A 23,408-nucleotide genomic window follows, 5' to 3' on the forward strand; every position below is an offset into this window, starting at 1 on the left:
GAATGAATTCTGAGAATTAAACTAAGGAATATTCACTTGTATTTGGTGCAAGTAGCCTCATGTGGTAGAATATATTAGTTAATCATAGTGTTTTTAAAATAAGGAGTAAAAAAATGAATATTGTTGTAAGTACGTTAAATGCAAAGTATATCCATACAAGTCTGTCGATTCGATATTTAAAGGCTTTTGCAGCACCTGAATTTGATGTTACACTCGCGGAATATACAATTAAGGACCCTGCAATGAACATCGTTACTGACTTGTATCGAAAAAAGCCGGATATTATCGGCTTTAGCTGTTACATTTGGAATATCGAAGAAACGATTAAAGTCATCAAAATGCTTAAAAAAATAAATCCGGAGCTAATCATTATCCTTGGCGGCCCTGAGGTGACTTATGATGTTCATGAATGGCTTGAGCGCATACCCGAGGTTGATTACATTGTCATGGGTGAAGGAGAGGAAACTTTTAAAGATCTACTGACTGCGATTCGTGATAATGAAAGTAAAGATGACATCAGTGGTGTCGCTTTCCGTAAAGAAGATCGTTTGAAAATCAATCCACAACGAAATAAGCTCAATCTTAAAGAATTACCATCACCTTTTCGGTTTGAAGAAGACCTCGAACATTTATCAAAACGAGTGACTTACATTGAGACAAGTCGTGGATGTCCATTTAATTGCCAATTTTGCCTTTCCTCCATTGAAGTTGGTGTGCGCTATTTTGATCGTGAAAAAATTAAAGATGACATTCGTTTCTTAATGGACCATGGTGCTAAAACAATAAAATTCGTTGACCGCACCTTCAATATTAGCAGAAGCTATGCCATGGAAATGTTTCAGTTCTTAATTGATGAACACCGTCCAGGCACTGTTTTCCAATTTGAAATTACAGCAGACATTATGAGACCTGAAGTCATTGACTTTTTAAATAAGAATGCACCTGCTGGGCTGTTCCGATTTGAAATCGGGGTTCAATCAACAAATGATTTAACAAATGAATTGGTTAAACGCAAGCAAAACTTTACAAAGCTGCAGCGGACTGTAATGATGGTCAAAGAAGGCGGAAAAATCGATCAGCATTTAGATTTGATTGCCGGTCTACCTGAGGAAGATTACCAATCCTTCCGAAAAACATTCAATGATGTGTTTGAAATGCGTCCCGAGGAGCTTCAGCTTGGCTTTTTAAAAATGCTTCGTGGTACAGGAGTACGAATCACTGCAGCACAGCACGATTATATCTATATGGATCACTCACCTTATGAGATTCTAGGAAATAATGTTTTGAGTTTTGAGGATATAACAAGAATTAAGCAGGTAGAGGATGTACTTGAAAAATATTGGAATGACCATCGAATGAACGAGACGGTGGAGTTTTTGGTTACTCATAGTTTTGAGACACCATTTGATTTCTTCCAAGACTTTGGTACGTATTGGGATGAGCGTGGATGGTCTCGAATTGGTCACCAGTTAGAGGATTTATTCAAGCGGCTCTATGAATTTTTACAAGCGACAAACCAATATCAGCTCCCGGTTATAGAAGCTATAATGAAATATGATTATTTAAGAAATCAAAAATACAAGCCACGTAAACCTTGGTGGGAAGACCTTGTAAGTAAGCAAGATCGTGCAAACTTCTATCAGGAGATTGTGGAGGAACCGACTGCTCTAGGTGAGGAATTCAGCAGACTAGAACTTCAAGAAAAAGATTTATACAAGCATACAGTTGTTGAAAAAATACCATTTGACCTTGAGACTTATAAACAAACAGGTGAGATCAAATTACAAGATACGTATTTACTCGTTTATTTTGATCCGATTGAAAGACAAGCAAAAGTGTATTCTCGAAAAGTTTCATAAGAAAGAGTCAGCCTGGCTGACTCTTTTTTCCTTTTTTGAGGACTACTCGCCAGTGCTGTTTCCTTTTTTGGAATTACGATTTGCACCCTTCATTGGATTTTCATAATCTGCTTCTGCTGAAAATTCTGTATCAGGCATACTTTCTTTTGGTGTAAAATTACTCTTTCTTGCTGCATCAAACTTCACTTTACGTTTCATCGTTTTTACCCCCTTTTCATCTGTAGTTTTTACCGTGAATGTCATCTACATAGGTGGTAAAATACACCTCTTTCTAAACCTTACATTTTATAAATTTCTGGTTGTTGCAAACACTATAGAAAATAGATAGGTGAGGTGTATAAAGATTGACAAAAAAGAAAAAACAATCAGAAGAGATTGAATCACCAATTTTAGACGAAACGATGCCCCATCAAATTTCAGCTCCATCCTTTAAAGGTACTGGAATCAAAATGGAGGAACCATTTGTTAACGAACATGGAGTGGTCATAGGCGATAGTCTTTATGACTCCCCCCATTCACCATTGAATAATTGGAGCGATGAAGTGGATCCAGAAATTATGGCCGGAGACCAGTGGGTACATCCAACAAACGATATCGGCTGGAATACAACCGAGAATCGTGAATTACTTGAAAGTAAAAAACAACCTAAAGGAGTTCCATTCATGCATCCATCAAAAGACACTAGCTATGGAAACGACTAAATAGAAAAAGCTATCCAAAAAAGAGCACCCGAATTGAACTGCCCCAAATAAGTTAGACACATATTTTACGCAACTTTTAAGATTTGAGTTCGATTTTCTACAGGACTCAAGTCTTTTAATTTTGCCTTTATTCGTTTGTGATTGTAATAGTGAATATAATCATCTAATTCCTTTTCAAAATGTTCTATACTGTCAAATTCCTGTAGATAAAGGAGTTCGGACTTTAATAAGCCAAAGAAGTTTTCCATGACCGCATTGTCCAAACAATTTCCCTTTCGGGACATACTCTGCGTAATTTGGTGCTGTTCTAATGTCACTTGATATTGTCTCATTTGATATTGCCAGCCTTGATCTGAATGAAGAATCACTTGATCTCCTGGTTGAATACGTTCTATTGCTTGGTCTAACATTTCACCCACTAATTTATAAACAGGACGTTTCATGACATTATAAGCAATGATTTCACCATTACACAAATCAAGTACTGGAGAGAGGTAACGCTTTTCACCGAATAGGTGGAATTCCGTCACATCAGTTACCCATTTTTGATTCACTTTCTCTGCAGAAAAATCGCGATTTAGGATGTTAGGAGCAACTTTTCCCACATTTCCTTTATAAGAACGGTACTTTTTCATTCGGACTAAGCATAGTAAGCCCATATCATTCATTAAACCATTGATGGTTTTTTTATCGTGTTTAAACCCTCGTTTCTCTAGTTCTATCGTGATCCGACGGTGTCCATAACGACCCTTATGTTCATGAAATATCTCTTTAATACTTTCTTTAACGTTCGCATACTTATCAGGTTGGTTTAATCTTTTCTCCCAATAATAATACGTACTACGTTTAATGTCAGCGACTTCAACAAGATCCACAACTTCATACTTATGCTTTAGTTCAAAAATTACTTGCGCTTTGATTTTGTTTGTAACTTTTCTTGCATTTGAACTAAAGCATTCAACTTTTTTAAATAGGCGTTCTCCATTTCTAAACGTTCAATTTTCGCTTGTAGTGCTTCAACTGATCCTTCAACTGGTGCTAGCTTCTTTGATTCTTTTTCCATAGATGGACGCCCCTTTTTCTTCACTTTAAGGGCATCCAATCCTTTGGTTTCAAGCTTCACTTTCCAAGTAATTATGGTACTGGGAGATGGAATATTGAAAATAGCAGCTGTTTCATATAGAGATGTCCCTTGTTCGTTCATATATTTTAGTACGTCTAGTTTAAACTGAACAGTATAGTTTGTATAGCTTTTTATTAGCCCTTTTCCACCATGATATTGATACTGTAAAACCCATTTTTTTATTGTGCTTTTAGATATTCCAAACATTTTACTAAGATACCCATATCCACCCTCATTATTTAAGTACCTTTGGACAACTTCTAATTTCTTTTCTATTGTAAATTAGCCATAAAAACACCCCGTAAACGTTAGATTAGAGTGTCTAACATTTACGGGGCAGTTCAAATCGGTGCTCTTTTTTATTATCCAATTATTAGTCTCTCTTTCGGGTAGTGGTAATTTACATCCTTTCCTTTCTTTCCGATAATGAAGATAAAGTTTAAGATACCTACCCGTCCGATAAACATTAATAACATAATCAGTATTTTTCCGAAATTACTTAAATCTGGCGTAACCCCCATTGATAAACCACATGTACCAAAAGCAGATGCTACCTCAAAGAATATTTCCGTAAAAGTAAAGTCCTCAGTAATACTTAATAAAAATACAGAAATAAAGCAAGTAAAAAAAGCAAAAATCGTGACTATAAGTGATTTTCTAATATCGTCTTCATGAATTTCACGTTTGAAGATTTTAATATTCTTGTTTCCCCTTGCAAAGTGATATAAAAACAATATATTTATTGCAAATGTCGTGGTACGAATTCCTCCACCAACAGAGCTGGGCGAAGCTCCAATAAACATCATGGCACCCAGAAACAGTAATGTAGGCTCCGAAAATTGATTTACATCCATTGTTGCAAGACCAGCACTTCTAGTTGTTGTCGATTGAAATAAGGCATAGAAGAAGGTTTCATGCCAGTTCATTCCTTTAAAGAAATGATTAAATTCCAATAGTAGAATCATTATCGTACCAAAAACAACTAAGGATAAAAATGTAACAGTCGTAAGCTTCGTGAAAAGTGAGAATCGATATCTTCCTTGTTTTTGAAAAAGAAAATCCTTGATTTCGACTAAGACTGGGAAACCAATTGCGCCTAAAATGATTAGTATAATTGTAATAAATTGGACGAAATAATCGTTTGCATAAGGCACTAAAGAGGTCCCTGTAATATCAAACCCTGCATTCGTGGTCGCACTAACTGCGGCAAAAATACCCTGAATAAAAGCTTCCTGCCAGGTATCAAAAAACTGCATAAAATAAAGACCTAAAATCATGCTTCCAAACAACTCAATAATAACCATAATAATAATAATTTGTTTAAGAAGATTTACTAAACCTGATAACTGTGATTGATTCTGATCAACCATAATTAATCGTCTTTCACGAAGACCAATTTTCCGACGAAATAATAACCAAATAAAAGTACCCATTGTCATAATTCCAATCCCGCCAACCTGTAAAACGAAAATCAAAATAAAAATACCAGAAACGGTATATGTATCTTTGACTGAAATTACACTTAATCCTGTTACACTTACTGCACTTGCAGCTGTGAACAACGTATCAATGAAGTCGACCTCCACCCCTTCCTTAATAGCAAAAGGAAGACTAAGTAATATAACGGAAATCGTAACAGCCAATAGATAGAATGCAAAAATTAATTGAGCTGGAGAGAGATCGTTGAAATACAAATTTAATTTTTTCCACATTTTTCTGTCACCCTAACCTAATTGCGAAATCTATTCCTTTATATTAAAGAATTACTTACCATTTTAAAAGTCTTTTTTGTGTAAACGAACGGTCAACTAAAAAGGCTTTTGTCTTGATACTTTTCCGATATGATGATTAGTATGCATTTCCAGTATTGAAATTAATTATATTCTCATACTAAACATACAACGAATTAAACGTTGTTTATATCTAAAAAGGAGTGAGTTAAATGGCTAGAAGTAGTAATAAATTGCTTGTTCCTGGAATTGAACAGGCTTTAGATCAAATAAAGTTTGAAATAGCCCAAGAATTCGGTGTTAAGCTTGGTTCAGATACAGCATCACGATCAAATGGTTCTGTAGGCGGCGAAATTACAAAACGCCTCGTTTCCCAAGCACAACACCAATTAAGAGGCGGAGAATAATAACTTCATAAAATGGACGAAGCCGAGGCAAATTTGCCTCGGCTTTTAATCGTCATCATCGTCATGCTTTCTGTCTTTGCCACGATTGTTATTTTCTTTTTTATCCCATCTATCTTCTTTATCCCGTTTTTTTTCTTCCTTCTTACGTGGCTTTTTTTTCCAATTTTCTTCTTGTTTTTGCTTCTTCTTTTCCCACTTCTCTTCAATTTTCTCTAATTTTTTTTCTTTTAAGTGGGCTGGCATATTGGAGTTTTCAATATTGTTTTTGACTTTTTCTTTTATCTGTTCTTTTTTCTCTTTTAGTTCTTCCTTAACTTCTTCAGCCTGTTGTTTTTGATTGTTTTTAAATTTGTTTATCTCTTTCTGCTCATATGCCTTTTTCTGTTGATTCTTTTTCTCTTGGCGAACAGGCTGTACTTTCTTTTCTTGTACTGGTTTAGGAACTTTATCTTTTTCAATTAGCAGTTTCCCCGTCGAGATCCCCTTTTCTTGTGCAGCTTTCCTTGTTTCAACCGTACTTGTTATTGAGGTAACTGCAATTTGTTCCTTTTTATATTCTTTTTTTATTTCTTCAATACCTTGCTCAAGTTCACGGTCTATTTTTGTATCATGCGAGTCCGTCACAACTGTGGTAATTAAAACTTGCTTACCGTCCTTGAGATAGCCACTATTTTTACTATGTTCAATGATTTCTTCTGTGATTGAGTCTAACGTGAAATTTTTCCAATCTGGAATGGATTCAAGCAGTTTTTTCGCCTCGTCATTTAAAGCTTCTAAGCTTATGACTTGTAGGTTATCGTCTAATCCAACTTCAAAGCTTGGATTAATATCGATGGACATGTATGCATACACTTCATTACGCGTTGAAAAAGGAATAAATAAAGATAAAAATAAAATTGCAACTAAAGAACTTACTAACGCATAACGCCATTTCCTTACCTGAAAAAACCGCGGCTTTGAAGCATTCCTTACCCGCACGTCGATTGGAAAACAGGCTATTTCTTCGCCAATTTCATAGCTCTTTTTAGTATGTTTGGCTTTTACGAACTCACCATCAGGGGTTAGCATCGTAACATAATCATCGTTCACATCCATAACGATCCCCTTTTTCAACTCTCGAGCACCCCTTTTAGATAATCTTTTAAATAGACATAGTCGCTAGATAAAATGATTGCCATTGCAATAATGTATTTTCGATTTCTCTCTATCGTTTTACGACTAACTGAAACCTTTGATTCTAGCTGCTTAATTGGAAGGTGTTTCTTTTCAAACAGCGTCTCCATCAACTCTGCATTTTCTACAACGGCCTTTGATACCATAATAGCATTTTGTCTAGCATCTGCATGTTTTGGCGAAATTTCAAGGAGCTCTTGAAATGACAAACCAAATTCCTGCAATACCTGATGAAAATGGAGAATTTCCTCTTTTCTCTGTTCTTGCTCCACTTTCCTTTGATAATCGTCAACAGATAGATGAGCCTCGAGCTTTGATTGAGCTCCTTCCTCATCTGTTTCACCATTAGAGATAAAATTTATATTGCGTACTCGTGCTTCTTTACGAATGTAGTCAATCACTCGTCGTTTAATGAGAAGTTCACTAAACGATAAAAAGGAGCTCCCTTTTTCCTTCGAGTATTTTTCAATTGCCTCATTAAATGCAATAAGGCCGATACTAAATTCATCGTCTGATTCATTTATATATCGTTTACAAACAGCAGAAACATTTTTCGCAATAAAGGGCTTATAGTCATCAATTAGTTTATTTTGTAGTTGTTGATTTCCATTTTGAATCTCTATAACGGTTTCTTCCAGAGTGCTTTTTCGTTTTCCAATTTTAAATAAAAGGCTAAGCACCTGTTTCACCTCAATTCTCTTTACTATCTGTTAATAGTAGCAAGAGTCTGAAGCGAGATTCAATAACAATTTTTCACATTGGAATGCTCTAGCTGAAAATATTACAAAAGAACTAATACGAAAGACTATTCTTATATAGAAATGGTGATAAGCTCTGTAACATATATTTCTTTTCCGTTACATCCGCTTCTATTTTTGTAATGTTTGACTCATTTAAAGGTTACGTCTTCGGTATTATTTTTGAGGGGGTAAATAATACTTTTTTATCAAATATATTTTTACGAATTATTTTGAGGTTATTATTACCAACATTCCTTCCCCATTTAAAGGAAACAATAGAAAATAAAAGCGCAAGTGCCTTGCTCATCCATAAGGAAAAGCTGGTGGAAAGGATTTTATCCTTTTTGAAAGTTCGCTTTGGGACAATGAAGGGCGAGGCGCTGGAGTTAGACTTAGATCACAAAAAGAAAGTAGGAAAACATATGCATACGATGTGGAAGGGCTCAATTAGCTTTGGTCTTGTCAATATTCCAATAAAGCTTTTCTCAGCAACTGAAGACAAGGATGTCAAGCTTCGAAATCTTCATAAAGAATGCAATACCCCTATTCAATATGAAAAAATCTGCCCGAATTGTGAAAAGGACATTGGAAATGATGACATTGTTAAAGGCTACGAATATGTAAAAGGGAAATTCGTCATTTTAAACGATGAAGAACTGAAAGAACTAAAGGACGAGCACGAGGATAAAAGTGTAGAAATCATTGATTTCGTAAAACTTGAAGAAATTGATCCAATCTATTTTAGCCGTTCTTACTTTATGGGGCCTGGTGAAAATGGAAGCAAAGCCTATGCACTCCTTCGTGAGGCTCTTCAAAAATCAGGTAAAATCGGGATAGCTGAAATTACAATCCGTTCCAAACAACAAATGGCCATTATCCGAGTTTATAAAAACAGCCTAGTAATGGAAACGATTCACTATCCTGACGAAGTTCGGAATGTAGGTGAGGTCCCAGGTGTCCCAGAAAATGTGGATATTAATGAAAAAGAACTTGATACCGCCATCATGCTGATAGACCAATTAACAACAGAATTTAATCCTGATAAGTATAAGGATGAATACCGCACTGCTCTCATGGAGCTGATCGAATCTAAAATTAATAATAATGAAGGAACAACCTCTCAAGAAGCTCCAAGGACAAATGTTGTGGATTTAATGAGTGCCTTGCAGGCTAGTATCGAACGAACAAAATCGAAGGAAACAGCAGCACCCAAAAAGGCAGCAACTACAAAAGGTACAGCAAAGGCAACAGCTGCAAAACCAAAAGCAAAAGCTGAAGCGCCAACAGGAACAGATAAAACAACATCTGTCAAACCAAAAACGAGAACTACCCGTAAAAAAGTCGGTACCTGAAAAGAGCTCCTAATAAGGAGCTCTCCCCTTAATTAAAGGAGTGGTATGATGCTGAAGCCTATGCTTCCAACTCTTATTTTCGAAGCACCTACTGGCGAAAACTGGGTATATGAAATTAAATATGATGGTTTCCGCGCGATGCTACATTGGGAAAAAGATCGAATCCAGCTAATCAGTAGGAACGGAAACCTCTTAAATGAACAGTTTCCAGAGATTATAAAGCAATGTGAAGATCTTTTGGATGAAATGATTCCCTACTTGCCACTCATTTTAGATGGAGAACTATGTATTTTAGAATCTCCTTATAAAGCTAGTTTTGAAAAAATTCAGCAAAGAGGCCGATTAAGGAGCACCGATAAAATTAAACAAGCATCTGCTTCAACACCTGCTCATTATTTGGTGTTGTACAGTCACATATGGGTCAAAATCTATATTAGTGATGAAGAATCATACAAAACGCTTTATTTATAAAGGTTAAAAGGGATATTTCCTTTTAACCTTTTTTGATTATTATGGGTTATAATGGAGTTGGAGGATGTAAAGAATAAAGGATGTGTATATGTTGGAGAATGAATTAACCCATTTTAGATTTGTGGTAAGGGAATCCGAAATCGAAGAATGGAAAAGTAATCAATTAGTTAAAAAAAGGGTAGTTAATATAGGTATTATGGATAAAAGAAATGGTTTTATTGCTCCCCATCCATTAACTGATTTTATTCGAACAAAATACGAATTCAAAGGCATGGGTATTAGTTCTCAAATTAATGTAGCAAGGGAGATTGTAAAATTCCTTAATTTCATTTATGAGGAAATTGAAAACGGTAACGGCAATTTCACTCCACTTAAAGTAAGTGGACTTAGAGGATTGAGACTCATACATGCGAGTCGTTACATCACGTACCTAACAGCAAAAGGATTAAAAAGAAATACTGTATTAACAGCTGAAGGTTATTTGACAAGATTTTATCATTTTCTTCAGCAACAAGAGTTACTTGAGGAAGATATTATGCTAGATCACCAAGTAAATAAGATGGGTAGTCTGGTTTTACTATCACCTTTTACCCACCCCTCTCTGGAAACTCGTTATCCCTCAAGACATGAGCCAATCATTAATAAGCTTAAAGATTTTGGAAAGAACAGATACCAACTTGTAGTTGAATTTATTCAGGAAGCTAGAGAGATATCCCCTGAGATCGCATTAGGTATATGTTTTCAATTTTACGGAGGCTTACGAAGAGGAGAAGTCGTTAATTTAACACTAGGAAGTTTAAAACCACAAGGGTTATATGGATTGAACTCTTTAGTTTTGGACGTAGATAATCATCAAGATTTGTTATTTTCTCACCTCAAGGACACTAAAAAGGAGCAAGTAAAAAAAATAAGAAAACAAACAGTATTGCCAAATAACCTCCTTACCGTAGTTTATAAGGATCATATGGAAATACTACATAGAAAAAAATTAAAAAATCAATCAATCCTTTTTTACAACAGTGATGGACAGGCGATGTCGGGTTACTCATATGAACAAAAATTTAATAAAGTTAAAGAATCTTTCTTGTCAAAATTATTATCCACACCAGGAAGGTACTCTGATTATAAGCTTCTAAGTGAAACAAGCTGGTCTACCCACATTGGGAGAGGTATCTTTACAAATTTTCTATTTGACATGGGATTAACTGTTACTCAAATAGCTATAGCTAGAGGTGACAGTAATATTGAATCAGCATTGGCCTATGTAGATAAAAAAATTACTATAAAAAATATACAGGAAATGATAAACCAATTTAACAATACAAGCCCTGATGATTTTGGAAAAATTAATCCTCAATCTATTAATACTCATTGGAATAAGGATGTGTTAAGCCTTGGAAAAAGATCTCGTCACACTCTCACAAATTGAATCCAATCCCGACTATAATCATATTCCCTTTTCTAAATATATGATACAGTCCTTAGCCAAGGAAGGTCGTATCGAAGTTATAAAAAGTAAACGTGGTCATCTGGCAGTTAATATTAAACAACTTGAAAAGTTGGTTGATAGGGAATTTTCAGACGAACTAACTTCCATATGGCAAATAAGTAATACTCCTAAATATAGTTATTTAAATATCGGATACAGCAGGCTTTTGTCATTAGGTGAACAAGGGTTAATTAAAATTAAAAAGAACACACAAGGAAAACTGGCGGTTAATCTAAAGGAACTTGAGGATTTTCTAATTAAAGAGGAAGCAGAACAGTTAGTTCCTATTAACCAACTAGTAAGTAACCCACAGTACAGCGATTATAACCTTGGTATAAAAAGGCTTGAAACTTTATATAAAGAAGGACACATCGAAATTAAAATTAATTCACACGGTTATAAATCAGTGGTACTTAAGACGTTAGATGAATACATAAAAAAACACAATTTCCCAAGAGACTATATTACTGTTGAGAAAATCGCAATAAGCCCAGAATATCAATATTTAAATTTAGGTAAAAAGATGATTAATAGCTTAGTAGAAGAAGGTCATCTCGAAGTGTTTAGGAATCAAAAGGGATACCTAAGCATAGAAAAAGATAAATTACAAGAATACCTTTCTTTGGAAAAACGCATTTTAGAAAATTATATATCCTACAAAGATGTTTCAGTAAAATTTGGCTATAGTTCCAATTCGACAGACTATAGACCGATAAAAAGATGTATTGCAAAACTTAAGGCAGATGGATTAGTGGAAACAATCATTTTTAAACGGGAAGGATATTGTAAACGGGATCATATCGATAAGTTTTTATCACAGTTTGTATTAACCAAAACAGCGGCTGAAATTCTTGGAGTCACCAATGCGACTCTATGGAAGATTATAAGAGATGAAAATGTTGAATATGTGGATTTAAGTACAAGAATATATGTTAATAGAGAGCAACTAATTAAATCCAGAAAACCATTAACAATAGCTGAAGAAGAGCACAGGACCAGATCAAAAAAAGTGTCTTTAAAAGGTTTTTATAACACGGAAGATGTTATGCGAATTCTAAGTTGCAACAGAAAGATATGGGATAATATCAGAAAAGAAGAAACCATTACTGCAATCTATCAAGGAGGTATAAACTATTATTCTAAAAATGACATTGAAAAATTAAAAAAATTACAGCAAAAGTATCGGAATGATTATTATAGTCAAACAGAAATTCAGAAGAATTTCCAATTAGAGTATCACCGTATAACTCAAATAAAACGTATTCCCACTCCTGCTTTAGTTAGACCTTTTTTTAAAAGAAGTGAATTTTTATATCTTCAAAAAGATGTGCACGACAAAATAAAACAAATTAATACAGAAAGACAATTTTATACAATAGAACACTCCACTCCAGTAGATACCTATAATTACAAGATGAATATATTAAATATCTCCTTCTCTCAAAATAGTATTCATTCAAAAAAATACTGGTTGGAATACGTTTATGGTGTTCTCAATTCGAGAAGATGCAGTGAAGCATCCATGCAAAAAATAATTCACACACTTGTTAAATGTTCTCGTTTCATTACTGAATTGACAAAGAATAAAGAAATTTATTCAGTTACGTCAAACGACATTAATTTGTTATTTAACCAAATACCCCTTACCGACCAAAAATATATATATTTTTTTCTAAAGGGATTAAACGAACGGTTTAAGGCTGAAAACGTAAAATCATTTAAGTTTTCCAGAATCCAAAACCCTTTTGAAATAGAACCAGAAAGACATTATGAAAAAACTATTTATACATTCAATGATTACAAGGAACTTTATAGTTTTGTAAATGATGTGCAATACCATAAGGAACGGGCAATCAAGGATATTAAAAAATATATTAAAGGTGAAAATTCGATTTATTATGCCTCCTCTTGGTTATATGTTTTAATCCATTTAAATAACTCTTGGAGACATGGTGATGTGATCGAATTCCCACGAATAGATTTACCGGACACCTCTATCGAAAGTTTAGAATGGTTAGAGGAAAATAACTTATGCTTTGAAGACGCAAAAAACATCATAAACCAGGTTATTCGAACAGACTTAAAGATATCGAAGACTCAAGCTAGTAATCACTTTTTTTGTTCAGATGATCTAACAATAGCTGTAGCTACGGCATCCGTTATTTGTGAATTTGGGGCAAGAAGCATTGGATTAGATAACACGAAACTAATAGATCTTGGAAACAAGAATAATCAATTTTATCCACGTACTACTGCATATAAAGCCTTTTTTAAAGGTTTTAAACAGAATTTTAAATTTGAGTCTAGAAAAATGAATCGTTCAATTATTACGTATCTTTATATACTGCTATCCAAACACCGTAAAGGTGGGGCTGCTCTTGAATTAGCTCAGAGATTAAGAGGACATAAAGACTTTGAAACCACCAATCTATATGTTCAAATTCCTCAAGAAGAATTAGATTTCTTGACGCATCAATTATTCTCAAGGGGATACTTTGGTTATATACCCAATCTATTTGCAGACATCCTATTCGAAGAAGAATTTAGTAGGGAATTTCGAACAAATCAGATTACCTCAATTAAAGAACGATTTGGAAGTATCTATAAAATTGAAGCGACATCTGGTTTTTTAAATGCAATTCAAAGTGAAAGACAATCTATTGTGGATATCATCAGATCCATGAGCATACAAGAAGTTTCTGAATACATGCATAAGATTTTTACGGAACAACTTCCTAGCAAAGAGGAAAATTTTCAATGCCTTGTTTCGGAACAAGGATGTTTTATGAAAGGAAGGGGAATATCTTGTATGAATTGCCCCCTCTCTATCCCAAATTTTTATGCTTTATCTACAATAACAATTAGTATACAAACAAGAATGAAAGAATTCCAAAATAGTGTCCGGGAAAACACTCTACAAGCCGAAAGAACGCGAAAAGCTAATTTATTATATATGGAATTAAACTTACTTGCAGAAGCCATAGAAACATATGGACCCGATGAGGTTTATAAATTTTTTGACGGAGGAAGAGATCAATTTATTGAAATGATGAATCAAATAGAATCATTGCAAGAGGTAATTACTATATCCTAAGAAGTGGGGTTCAACAATGTCATTACAAAGTGTAAGCGTGGAAGAAATTGAATTAGATGCATTATCAGAAGAACGATTTTCTTTAAATGATAGTATAAGCTATGCAAATGACATTCTACAGGAATTAACACAAGAACAAGTCATGATTAAAGGTAGTTTCAAAGACGATGAATGGATATTTGTCAATAAATTAGATGATACAAGAATTTTTTTTCATTTTAATGAAGCTCATTTGCTAACATACGAGGTCGAACCTAATAAATTCAAAATAATGGTTAAATGTTGGGTGGTGGATCTTTTAGACAAATATTACCCCTCCACGGTAAGAGGAATGTATTACTATTTATTAGAGTCAATTGCTGTTACACAAGGTTTTCAGGAAGAAACTATTGATGATCTTATTGATTATCTTAAGAAAAATAATAGATTGCCGCAAATTACAAGCAACATTATTAAAGTTATTTTGAATTTTTTAGATTTTACAGAGTTGGAAGTCCAATGTGTTTACATAAAAAAATTAATTGATATTAAAGGTAAGACAAAACAAGAACAAAGTATAAGAGAGCTGCCTACTTCAAAGGACGTTCTTACATTTTCATGGTGTTTAGAACGTTTTTTTGCGGAATTAGATTATTCATCACAAACAGATAAGCATTTAATGGGGCAGAAACTCCTCTACTATCCCCTTTTAATTTGGTGGAAACTAACAAATGTAATCCCACTTCGACCTTCGGAGTTTTGTCTTATAGAAAGGAATTGTACAAGTAAAATAGGAGATAAATACTACATTCGGTTACCAAGGAAAAAGAAGCCCAAGACTAAGAGACGATTGGAAATTGTGGATACACTTGAAATTTCGGAAGAGATATTTGAATTGATAAATTATTACATTGTTGAAACCAATCAATACGGAAATACGGAAACCTTAATTTCTTATCGCTCAATTATAGAGATCTCTCCCCCATTTGAAAAACAAGCGAGATTGCGAAAAAGAAATTATGACAAGTTTTCCAATCCAATATTGAGTAAACTTATTGATCGTTTTTATCGAAAAATTGTCGAAAAGGAATATCAAAAAGAAGTCAGAAAGCAGGTAAAACCAAACGATACTCGTCACTTTGCGTTTTGTTCACTACTGATGCAAGGAGTCAATCCTGTTGAAATTGCCAGATTAGGTGGACATTCTACGATAGAAGCGCAATACCATTACTCTCAACATACAGAGTATTTTATTGATTCCGAAGTGTATAATTTAATGTTCAACTTTAAACATGAACGAGAATTACAAAATAAAGAAAATGAGAATCCTTTTTCCACCCTCCTAGTGAGCAAAATAAAAAATCAAAGTTTACAAGCACCAAATACTAATGCCCGGTTACCACTGAAATTTGGTTTTTGTACGGATATTCAACAAAGATGTGAATCAAGTGATTGTGTATTTTGTAGCAAGTGGTGGATATCACCAGAAGTACTATTAGAAAACGAAGAAACACTTATAAATATAATACAAAACAGTAAGAGAAAAATATATGAACTATCAAATTTTATCAATCAACTTCACCGTAAATTGGACTTTAATGAGTCATCGCTGCACCCTTCGGCTATAAACAAATTAACGAGCAAAGCAATGAGTATTGAGGAAGAACTTAATCGAATTGCTAAGTTAGAATCTCTAAGAGGTGATATATATCATGTCTAAAAAAACACCAGGTAGAAAACCAAAAGAATATTCAAAAGAGACAATTTATAATATGATCCATATGTACAAGGAAGAAACAGGCATTGTAGGAAAAGTTAAATACCTTGATATGTACCGTTACAACCATCAACTCTATATTTCAGGAAAGTGTACCGAAAGATATTCTGAAGATTTTTGGAGAAAAAAAGGTAGACCTGGGAGAGAAGCTATTGATGTTGCAAATCAACTTACTTCTCAAAAGTTAATGACTTCTTATAATGAGGAAGTCGTTGTACCTAATGTGGTGGATGCTGTTCACAAGTTCCATGGTGATAAGGATATGCTTATAAAACATTTAAAACCATTGGAGACAGAGTTAACAAGGAGCATTGAAATAGAAAGAAAACAAAAAATTAAAACGGAGGAATATCAAGAAAAATATGAAAAGGAAAAGTTAAAACGAATGGAAGCTGAGGAACGTTCAATGAAACTTCAGGATGCGCTTTTTAAAATGTTTAGATATAGTGCTTCGGATGACACTCCCTTAGAAAACCAGTTAAGGACAGGAAAGACCAAAACAAAAAGGGTGATGAACGCTCTTGAAAAAATCTTTAACTCACCCATGGAGTTTTATGAATTGTTTGAAGAAAAACGAAAAATACAGAGTACCAAAGTCGTCTCCATGGAAGATAGCATGAGAAATAAAAAAACATTACTGGATGATTTTAAAGGGAAGTTTTAGTATTAAAATTAGCGATTGAAAGGAAACGAGACATATGGATGCAAAGAATATACCAATACCAAAAGTTTTTATTTCATATAGTTGGACAAGTCCTGAGCATGAAGAAGCATGAAGTGGCTTGTACTTTTATATAGAAAATTGTGTTAAAATATTATTCAAGAAGAGTAGTGGCTCCTTTGAAATTGGAAGTAGCCCACTGAGATAACCCATGCCAAAATTCAACTTTCAGGGCAGGGTTATTTCTTTTTGGTCCTATTTTTACCTATCCATTTAAACATTTCAAAATAATTCCATTTCGAATGATTATGGGCGACGTATTGTTCCGCATAAGAAACTTATGCTTTTGCAAATAAATAAGTATTACTTATTTGCTTCTAGCCCTTTTATTACATCCGCTAATATTTCATTGGATTCATTAAAGTAATTTTCAAACGGGCAGCCTTTCGAGGAAATTCTATCTAAGACTTTGCTGATAGTAAAATTTTCTACATCTAAGTATTCATTTACTTCTTCCCAAAAAAGTGGTGCTGCAACTGTAGGCTTTTCTTTTCCTCTAGTTGAGTATGGACATATTATTGTTTTCCCCTCTGCAAATTGAACATAGTCAATATAAAGCCTATTCCCCCTGTTTTTCTTTAATCTTTCAATAGTAAACAATTCTGGAAACTTTTCAACAAGATATTCTGCAATAAAAGAAGTGAAAATTTTTGTATTTTCATAACTCAACCTAGAGTTTACTATAGGAATATGAATTTGAATGCCCTTACTGCCAGAAAGTTTAGGATAACTTTTTATACCAAAATTATTAAATATCTCCTTCATCTCTTTTGCCGCTATAATAGCCAAATCGAAGAATTCTTTTGATGGAGGGTCTAAATCAAATACAATTTCAATAGGATTTTCATCATTAATTAGGTGAAAAGGAACGTGGTATTCAATTGCAAGTTGATTTCCTAACCACAACAAAGATGATAAATCATTACAAATAATATAATTAATTCCTTCTTTCGTGAAAGTGTTTATAAAATCAGGTGCATATTCCGGACAATTTTTCTGATAGAATGCCTCACCGGTTGTTCCATGAGGAAAACGAATCACAGTTAACGTTCTTTCCTTTAAGAAAGGTAACATATAGGGTGAAACCTCGATTAAATAACTAATAAACTCCTCCTTTTTCACCAATGTTTTTTTCCAAATTGGCTTGTCAGGATGAGTAATATTTACATTGTTAATAATTTCACCGTTACGAAGAAGGAGCTGTAACCAAGTACATTCTTGCGAATCTACGTCAAATCTAAAAGAAATAAACCTTGGAGAATTTAATTTATTTTCATTGAAACCTTTAAACTCTAAATCAATACAAATCCCAGGTTTTGTGTGTATAATCCCATTATCTATATGAATTTTATTATCAGAAATAATCTTAATTAAGGCTTTTTTTTCACTATCACTTAACCCATTACTAAACTCCCCTACTTGGATTATTTGATTCGTCTTATTAATACCGACTAAAAACGTATTATTTACTTTACTATAACCTGTGACCAAAAAGGAACCTTTGTATATAGATTCATTATTAAAAATGCTTATTGCCAGTTTATTCATTTTCCTCACATCCTTTTATACACCTAACTACCTTCTATTTGATTGAAATTGCAATCTTGTGGAGAAATATCTACAAATGCTTGTATACTTGGTTGCCTTATATGTCTTCCCTCAGGCCATTCAATATACTGTATTTTAACTGTTAGAAGGGGTTCTACCCATTGGGTATTTTTAATTCTTTCTGGTCTATTGAAAAAGGGGGATTCATTAGTTGATATTTTATTTGTTATAGTAGTGATATCTTTCCAGTCAGAACTAGAAAGCTTTCCTGTTCCTGCATGCCCAATGTAAATAAATCGTTTTTCATGGTTATATAATCCTAACAAAAGAGAGTTAACTATACCGTCTCGAAAGGTGACTCCTCCAACAACTGCAATCAAGTCCTTAAAACTTTTTATCTTTCGCCAGTTTGAATCTTTTCCGCCGATTATATACTTGCTATCAAGATTCTTAACAACAATCCCTTCCATATTATGTTCTTCAATTACTTTATAAAGAGTTTTACTATCTTCTACAGAGGGTACTATATGTATATTTTCTGTTGGTTCTATAATATTTGAAAGTATATTTACTCTGTCTTTTAATGGATATTGATTAATCCATTCACCATTAAGAAAAATCACGTCAAATATCATGTAGTAAATCGGTACATCTTTCATTACCTGTTTAACACGATCCATCTTCCTAATTCCATCTCTCTTCATTACTTCACGAAAAGAAGCGTTTCCCTTTATATCCAATGAAATTACCTCTCCATCCAAAATGACACTTCTAGCATTACAATACGATTTTGCATTAGTAATCTCAGGAAAATGCTTTGTTCTTTCATTAAGTTTTCGATTATATAAACAAACAGTTTTACCATCAAAATATGTAAGAACCCTGACACCATCCCATTTAATTTGGCCAATCCAATTAGAACCTTGTGGAATATCAATACTACTGGTGGGCTCAAAGGGCACAATTGGTTTTATATTCATATTCAGCCTCCTCGTTTAAGAACTTGTTAATAGTATTATCAATTATATAAAATATATCGGAAGAATTAGTGGCTTACCTAGTGCGGAAAAAGGGACTTTTAAAGGATCTTTATCTTTAGTAATTGCCTCTAGCTTTTTAGCAATTACTAAAAACTTTTAGCTAACAGTCATAACGCTAAGCCTATAGGCTGACTTTCACCACAAAGTTATTGTCCATGCCGGGTAAAAAAAATAGGCTTTCTATTATTTTTGAAAGCCTAATGGTGAAAAAATTACTTGGGATAGGTTGTAATATGCACTTTATTTTGAAGAGAGTGAATTAATTTTCGGTATAATTATTTAACTGCAAGAAATACCGGTTCTTGTAATAACTATTTAATTTTTTTGACTAACTGTTTTTGTTATATTTGGTTTAATTTCTTCACCAAATTCTACATTTGCTAATTTAAAATTGTTTTTTTGAAAAGGATTTCTGGTGTTCTGAACTGCATTTTGTAAAGTGTCCCGAACATTTTTATAACCATTTTGCATTTGCACTCTTAATTTGGTATTTCGGCTTCCAAATATTCCAATAATGCTTATTCCAACTAAAAAAAGAATAATCAACCAATTATTGTTTTGATTTTTACTAAATAATTTAAGAAAATTTTTACTTCTCCCTTCTCTTATTAACGAAGAAAGTATTTGAAGATAGTTCACGCAAATCCCTCCTTATCACACAAAATTTTTAAGAAACAACATTATTGTGTGAAAGAATAGATAAAATATTGATGGTATTATTTAACGACATTCGTCGGATATTCTATTTCACGAACATTAAAATCCCCTACAACAGTAGGTGATAGAAACAGGTGGGTAATGAAACAGTGTCGATTTGATCTGTTCGCTCTAGCTTCAAATAAGTATCTTTTACAATACGACCAATGTTAACTTTATATTTTTCATAATTTCCGGGAATTGAGGGAAATTAAAATAGAAAATGGAAAGTTCCTAAAAAGAAAACAAAAAAGCTAGTGCTGGAGGGGTAAAAAATGAAGTTTATAAGAAAATATAACCTAAAAATAAGTCCTAGCAAGTGCCAAAACTGTTTATGGAGATCTGAATCAGTATGCCTTTTTCAACGCTGTATAAAAGATAAAAGTGTAGATTTAATGTATATTGAAAACCTACAAAGAGAAAAAAGAGCCAGGTAAATAAATTTTAATAAATACATAAAGCAATTTAAAAATAAAATTGACCCCTTAGGGAGTACGAAATATATTCCTAGCATATACCGATCTGATAGCTGCCAGGTCCCAAGATGCATCTCCAAGTCAAACAAAAAGCTGACACAAAAAATCATTTTTCATGACTTTTTGTGTCACTGCACGATTTAGCGCAAATAATTCCGTGACTTAACTAAATACGACTCGAATATCACTGATTGTTGCTAACCTATTTCCAGGTCGTTTTTATACACATACACATTTGTTCAATTTTAGTTTTATAAATTTACAAGAACCACCAAAAAGGTTCATTAATTTCCGCAGATACAATAGTAAAATGGTGTTTTGCTGATCCATACCTTTCCCCATCCCCAGTAAATGGTAATGACCACAACTTCTTGAAATGCATGCTTTTATGTATTTGCTTTCACCTCCTTCGGCTCCTTTAATCCATATTTCAAAATAGGTTGATTGACATTTAATATTTTTGTGGTTTCAGTTAAGGTTAAAAGGTTATTTTGTTGAATGCTCCGCCCATATCTCAGAACCCGGGGTAATTGCGGAAATTGCACGACATAATGCGGAGCAGGTTGATAATTAGACATGTGATAAGGATATTAATGATTCGTTCTTTACCCACTTTTCATTTGTTAAGCAGATACACATTAGATTTGTTGTCTAAATATTGATTGTAGCCTGAGTAAACAAGTTCCATGAAAGAAAAACATAGTCGAAGTTACTTTACTTTGTAGCCATCAGTTTAAGTATAAAATTCCTTTTGATACACAGTCTAATAATAAATCTAAAAGGGGATAAAAGATGGATAAAAGTAATATTAAACTAACCACAGCTGAAATCGGAACTCTCTGGACGATATATACCGAAAACACAGCACTACGATGTTTTTACATGCATTTTCTTCAGCATCTACAAGATGCCGAAATAAAATCAATTATTGAGGAAGTTTTAACATTGGTTGAAACAGTTGCTGGAAAAGTTAAATTCATTTTTAAAGAAGAAAGCATTCCTATACCTCAAGGATTTTCAGATAAAGATGTTGATTTATCAGCACCTGCTCTATACACGGACCTTTTCGCACTCAGTTTTTTATATCGTGGTGGACAAGTAATAGTTCCATTCTATGCGACTGCACTAACTAAAGTAGCCCGAAAAGATGTTGTCAATTTTATAGAGGAGTGTTTATCTAATGAATCTAAATTATATAAGAAGTCATTAAGTCTTATGCTTTCAAAAGGATTATACGATAGACCTCCTAAAATGGAATATCCAACGAGTGTTGAGTTTGTTAATCACAATCCTTCGTTAATATCTACCTGGCTTGGTGATCGAAGACCTTTAAATTCTTTAGAACTAGGAGAACTTTTTTCTGAAATTGAAAGAAATACCATAGGCTTAGTCTTTTTAATGGGTTTAATACAAGTAACAAAAGATAAGGAAATAAAGGAATTTTTATTAAAAGGAAAAAAATTAGCTGAAAAACAAATAGACACAAGTAATAAGCTATTGAAAGTAAATGATAATTTTATCGGCATACCTTCGACTATGGAAGTAACAAATTCGACAATCTCTCCTTTTTCTGATCGATTAATCATGTTTTTTATGGGTTCTACAAATCAAGTTGGTATTTCTACACTCGGATATGCTTTGTCTATCACAATGAGAAAGGATTTATCTTCTCATTTTGCCCTTTATATAGCCGAGATAATGAGGTACGGTCATGAGGGGCTAAAAATGTTGGTTGGTCGAGGATGGATGGAGAAGCCTCCACAACCGATTGATAGAAACGAATTTTATAAACCTTAAATCATAATGAAAAGTTGTAAGAAAGTTAATGGAGCATTTGTATGTGGCTGAAACTGAAAGGGTATGTTCGGAGGTAGTACGATTAGACAATCAATGTTACGCCTTTTTCATGTGCCAACTCAATATTATTGCTACTAATTTGATGGGAGGTAAATTACACGTTTCTTTACAATCCCAACTACATGAAATAACCAACAACGCCAAACCCTAAATTCTGGGGATTGGCGTTTATTCATTTTTTTTGATAATTATTTACCTTTATAATTATCATCGTCATTTACATACCTCACGAGTTTGCAATAATTTTTTACCGAAAACCATAATCTGCCCATCATTATTCCCCCTTTTTTTATTTTAAGTAAAAGTCCTTTTACTAATATTTCCATAGGGGTAGTGATGTTTTGTAAGAAATTGGTTTTGATAAATTGAATCCCTTTTACTTATCCTATGGTTGTTTAGGAAAAATCAGAATATGTGGAGGTAAAGTCATGACAGTTAAAAGTCAGGTCAAACAAACGATCGCGGGTTTGAAAAGTGCACAAGCTAGCCTTGAACAATTTTCACTTCAAACTCAAAATCAACAAGCAAAACAAATGTATCAAACCGCTGCACAACAAACTCAAATGATCGTGGATAGTCTTAACCCACGTCTGCAAGAACTAGATTCTGAAGAACCGCAATATCAACAAGAATAGGTTTTACATAAAGGTTGGTTTTTGAAACCAACCTTTTCTCGAATTGGAATGCTACTGGGATGGGGTTGGTAAATATGAAGAAATCCTTTTTTCGATTTGGTATTTTTCTATTAATCGTATTTGCGTTCATAACCGGGTGCAAGGAAAATATGGATTCTGTCAAAAATCAAAGCACATCGATTACCAATATAAATGCAAAAAAATCGATCAATCAAACAACGGCAAATCAAGCTAAGGAGCTAGTAATCAAAAGGGATGACGTCACCGGTGTTCGTGGAGTTAATACGAATAAAGAACTCCTAATTGCGATTATGGTCCCCCAAATGGATAGATTTCAGCTGAAGGCGATTGAAAAGAGTGTGAAAGAGGAGTTAACAAAGGAATATCCAGACTACAAGGTTCAAGTATCAACCGATCAAAAAATGTTTCTAGAATTAGATATTTTGGAGAGAAAGCTCGAGAAGGGGAAGACTGGGGAAAAAGAGCTGAAAAAAGAATTAGGGAATATTAAAAGTCTAATGAAAGAGGAAGCATAAGTTA

Annotated in this window: 20 protein-coding genes; 12 read left to right on the forward strand and 8 right to left on the reverse strand. The window is 33.6% G+C overall.

Going from position 1 to position 23,408, the window contains the following annotated elements; translation table 11 throughout:
- Positions 1 to 113 precede the first annotated feature (113 nt).
- The gene (locus NST91_RS18075) at positions 114 to 1,859 is read left to right on the forward strand and encodes a B12-binding domain-containing radical SAM protein (RefSeq protein ID WP_341332240.1); all 1,746 of its coding nucleotides are present in this window, start codon (positions 114 to 116) and stop codon (positions 1,857 to 1,859) included.
- A 42-nt stretch (positions 1,860 to 1,901) separates the two neighbouring features.
- On the opposite strand, the gene ykzP is transcribed toward NST91_RS18075, so the two are convergent.
- Complete coding sequence (gene ykzP / locus NST91_RS18080) at positions 1,902 to 2,057, reverse strand: protein YkzP (protein WP_099354306.1); 156 nt, start codon at positions 2,055 to 2,057, stop codon at positions 1,902 to 1,904.
- A 146-nt stretch (positions 2,058 to 2,203) separates the two neighbouring features.
- Between ykzP and NST91_RS18085 the strand changes: the two genes are divergently transcribed.
- The gene (locus NST91_RS18085) at positions 2,204 to 2,560 is read left to right on the forward strand and encodes a DUF3905 domain-containing protein (RefSeq protein WP_341332241.1); all 357 of its coding nucleotides are present in this window, start codon (positions 2,204 to 2,206) and stop codon (positions 2,558 to 2,560) included.
- 65 nt (positions 2,561 to 2,625) lie between these two features.
- Here the strand turns inward: NST91_RS18085 and NST91_RS18090 are convergent.
- Positions 2,626 to 3,959, reverse strand: a protein-coding gene (locus NST91_RS18090) for an IS3 family transposase (protein WP_341333558.1) whose coding sequence is annotated in 2 segments (ribosomal slippage) — positions 2,626 to 3,515 and positions 3,515 to 3,959 — 1,335 coding nt in all. Because the reading frame shifts where the segments join, the coding sequence is not laid out codon by codon here.
- Between the two features lie 86 nt (positions 3,960 to 4,045).
- Complete coding sequence (locus NST91_RS18095; protein ID WP_341332242.1) at positions 4,046 to 5,395, reverse strand: TrkH family potassium uptake protein; 1,350 nt, start codon at positions 5,393 to 5,395, stop codon at positions 4,046 to 4,048.
- Between the two features lie 230 nt (positions 5,396 to 5,625).
- Between NST91_RS18095 and NST91_RS18100 the strand changes: the two genes are divergently transcribed.
- Positions 5,626 to 5,820, forward strand: coding sequence for an alpha/beta-type small acid-soluble spore protein (locus NST91_RS18100; protein WP_099354122.1), 195 nt, complete (start codon positions 5,626 to 5,628; stop codon positions 5,818 to 5,820).
- Positions 5,821 to 5,865: 45 nt separating this feature from the next.
- Here NST91_RS18100 and NST91_RS18105 read toward each other — a convergent pair whose 3' ends face one another.
- Together NST91_RS18105 and sigI are read right to left on the reverse strand one after the other, a co-directional pair.
- Positions 5,866 to 6,933, reverse strand: coding sequence for an anti-sigma factor domain-containing protein (locus NST91_RS18105; protein WP_341332243.1), 1,068 nt, complete (start codon positions 6,931 to 6,933; stop codon positions 5,866 to 5,868).
- A complete protein-coding gene (gene sigI, locus NST91_RS18110; protein ID WP_341332244.1) occupies positions 6,930 to 7,682 on the reverse strand; it encodes an RNA polymerase sigma factor SigI in 753 nt (250 codons plus the stop codon). The genes NST91_RS18105 and sigI overlap by 4 nt, the downstream gene beginning before the upstream one ends.
- A gap of 473 nt (positions 7,683 to 8,155) precedes the next feature.
- On the opposite strand from sigI, the gene ku reads away from it, so the two are divergent.
- From ku to NST91_RS18140, 6 genes are all read left to right on the forward strand, one after another.
- The gene (gene ku, locus NST91_RS18115; RefSeq protein ID WP_341332245.1) at positions 8,156 to 9,085 is read left to right on the forward strand and encodes a non-homologous end joining protein Ku; all 930 of its coding nucleotides are present in this window, start codon (positions 8,156 to 8,158) and stop codon (positions 9,083 to 9,085) included.
- Between the two features lie 48 nt (positions 9,086 to 9,133).
- Positions 9,134 to 9,556: an ATP-dependent DNA ligase gene (locus NST91_RS18120; RefSeq protein WP_341332246.1), complete on the forward strand. Its 423-nt coding sequence runs from the start codon at positions 9,134 to 9,136 to the stop codon at positions 9,554 to 9,556.
- A 91-nt stretch (positions 9,557 to 9,647) separates the two neighbouring features.
- The gene (locus tag NST91_RS18125; RefSeq protein ID WP_341332247.1) at positions 9,648 to 10,985 is read left to right on the forward strand and encodes a site-specific integrase; all 1,338 of its coding nucleotides are present in this window, start codon (positions 9,648 to 9,650) and stop codon (positions 10,983 to 10,985) included.
- A complete protein-coding gene (locus tag NST91_RS18130) occupies positions 10,951 to 14,139 on the forward strand; it encodes a hypothetical protein (protein WP_341332248.1) in 3,189 nt (1,062 codons plus the stop codon). Before NST91_RS18125 ends, NST91_RS18130 begins: the two co-directional genes overlap by 35 nt.
- Positions 14,140 to 14,155: 16 nt before the next feature.
- Complete coding sequence (locus tag NST91_RS18135; protein WP_341332249.1) at positions 14,156 to 15,838, forward strand: tyrosine-type recombinase/integrase; 1,683 nt, start codon at positions 14,156 to 14,158, stop codon at positions 15,836 to 15,838.
- Positions 15,831 to 16,559, forward strand: coding sequence for a hypothetical protein (locus NST91_RS18140; RefSeq protein ID WP_341332250.1), 729 nt, complete (start codon positions 15,831 to 15,833; stop codon positions 16,557 to 16,559). Before NST91_RS18135 ends, NST91_RS18140 begins: the two co-directional genes overlap by 8 nt.
- A gap of 360 nt (positions 16,560 to 16,919) precedes the next feature.
- On the opposite strand, the gene ligD is transcribed toward NST91_RS18140, so the two are convergent.
- The 3 genes from ligD to NST91_RS18155 form a co-directional block, all read right to left on the reverse strand.
- Positions 16,920 to 18,164 (reverse strand): DNA ligase D, encoded by a 1,245-nt coding sequence (gene ligD, locus NST91_RS18145; RefSeq protein WP_341332251.1) that lies wholly within the window; start codon positions 18,162 to 18,164, stop codon positions 16,920 to 16,922.
- A gap of 23 nt (positions 18,165 to 18,187) precedes the next feature.
- Complete coding sequence (locus tag NST91_RS18150) at positions 18,188 to 19,144, reverse strand: ATP-dependent DNA ligase (protein ID WP_341332252.1); 957 nt, start codon at positions 19,142 to 19,144, stop codon at positions 18,188 to 18,190.
- A 375-nt stretch (positions 19,145 to 19,519) separates the two neighbouring features.
- Positions 19,520 to 19,843 carry a hypothetical protein gene (locus NST91_RS18155; RefSeq protein ID WP_341332253.1) on the reverse strand — a complete coding sequence of 108 codons (324 nt, stop codon included), beginning with the start codon at positions 19,841 to 19,843 and terminating at the stop codon, positions 19,520 to 19,522.
- 1,325 nt (positions 19,844 to 21,168) lie between these two features.
- Between NST91_RS18155 and NST91_RS18160 the strand changes: the two genes are divergently transcribed.
- The 3 genes from NST91_RS18160 (at position 21,169) to NST91_RS18170 (ending at position 23,404) form a co-directional block, all read left to right on the forward strand.
- Positions 21,169 to 22,173, forward strand: coding sequence for a DUF3231 family protein (locus tag NST91_RS18160; RefSeq protein ID WP_341332254.1), 1,005 nt, complete (start codon positions 21,169 to 21,171; stop codon positions 22,171 to 22,173).
- Positions 22,174 to 22,661: 488 nt separating this feature from the next.
- Positions 22,662 to 22,868 (forward strand): DUF1657 domain-containing protein, encoded by a 207-nt coding sequence (locus tag NST91_RS18165; protein WP_335704135.1) that lies wholly within the window; start codon positions 22,662 to 22,664, stop codon positions 22,866 to 22,868.
- 74 nt (positions 22,869 to 22,942) lie between these two features.
- Positions 22,943 to 23,404 (forward strand): YhcN/YlaJ family sporulation lipoprotein, encoded by a 462-nt coding sequence (locus NST91_RS18170; protein ID WP_341332255.1) that lies wholly within the window; start codon positions 22,943 to 22,945, stop codon positions 23,402 to 23,404.
- Positions 23,405 to 23,408 lie beyond the last annotated feature (4 nt).

This window comes from Ferdinandcohnia sp. FSL W7-1320, from assembly GCF_038050315.1.
Taxonomy (GTDB): Bacteria; Bacillota; Bacilli; order Bacillales; family Bacillaceae_L; genus Ferdinandcohnia; species Ferdinandcohnia aciditolerans.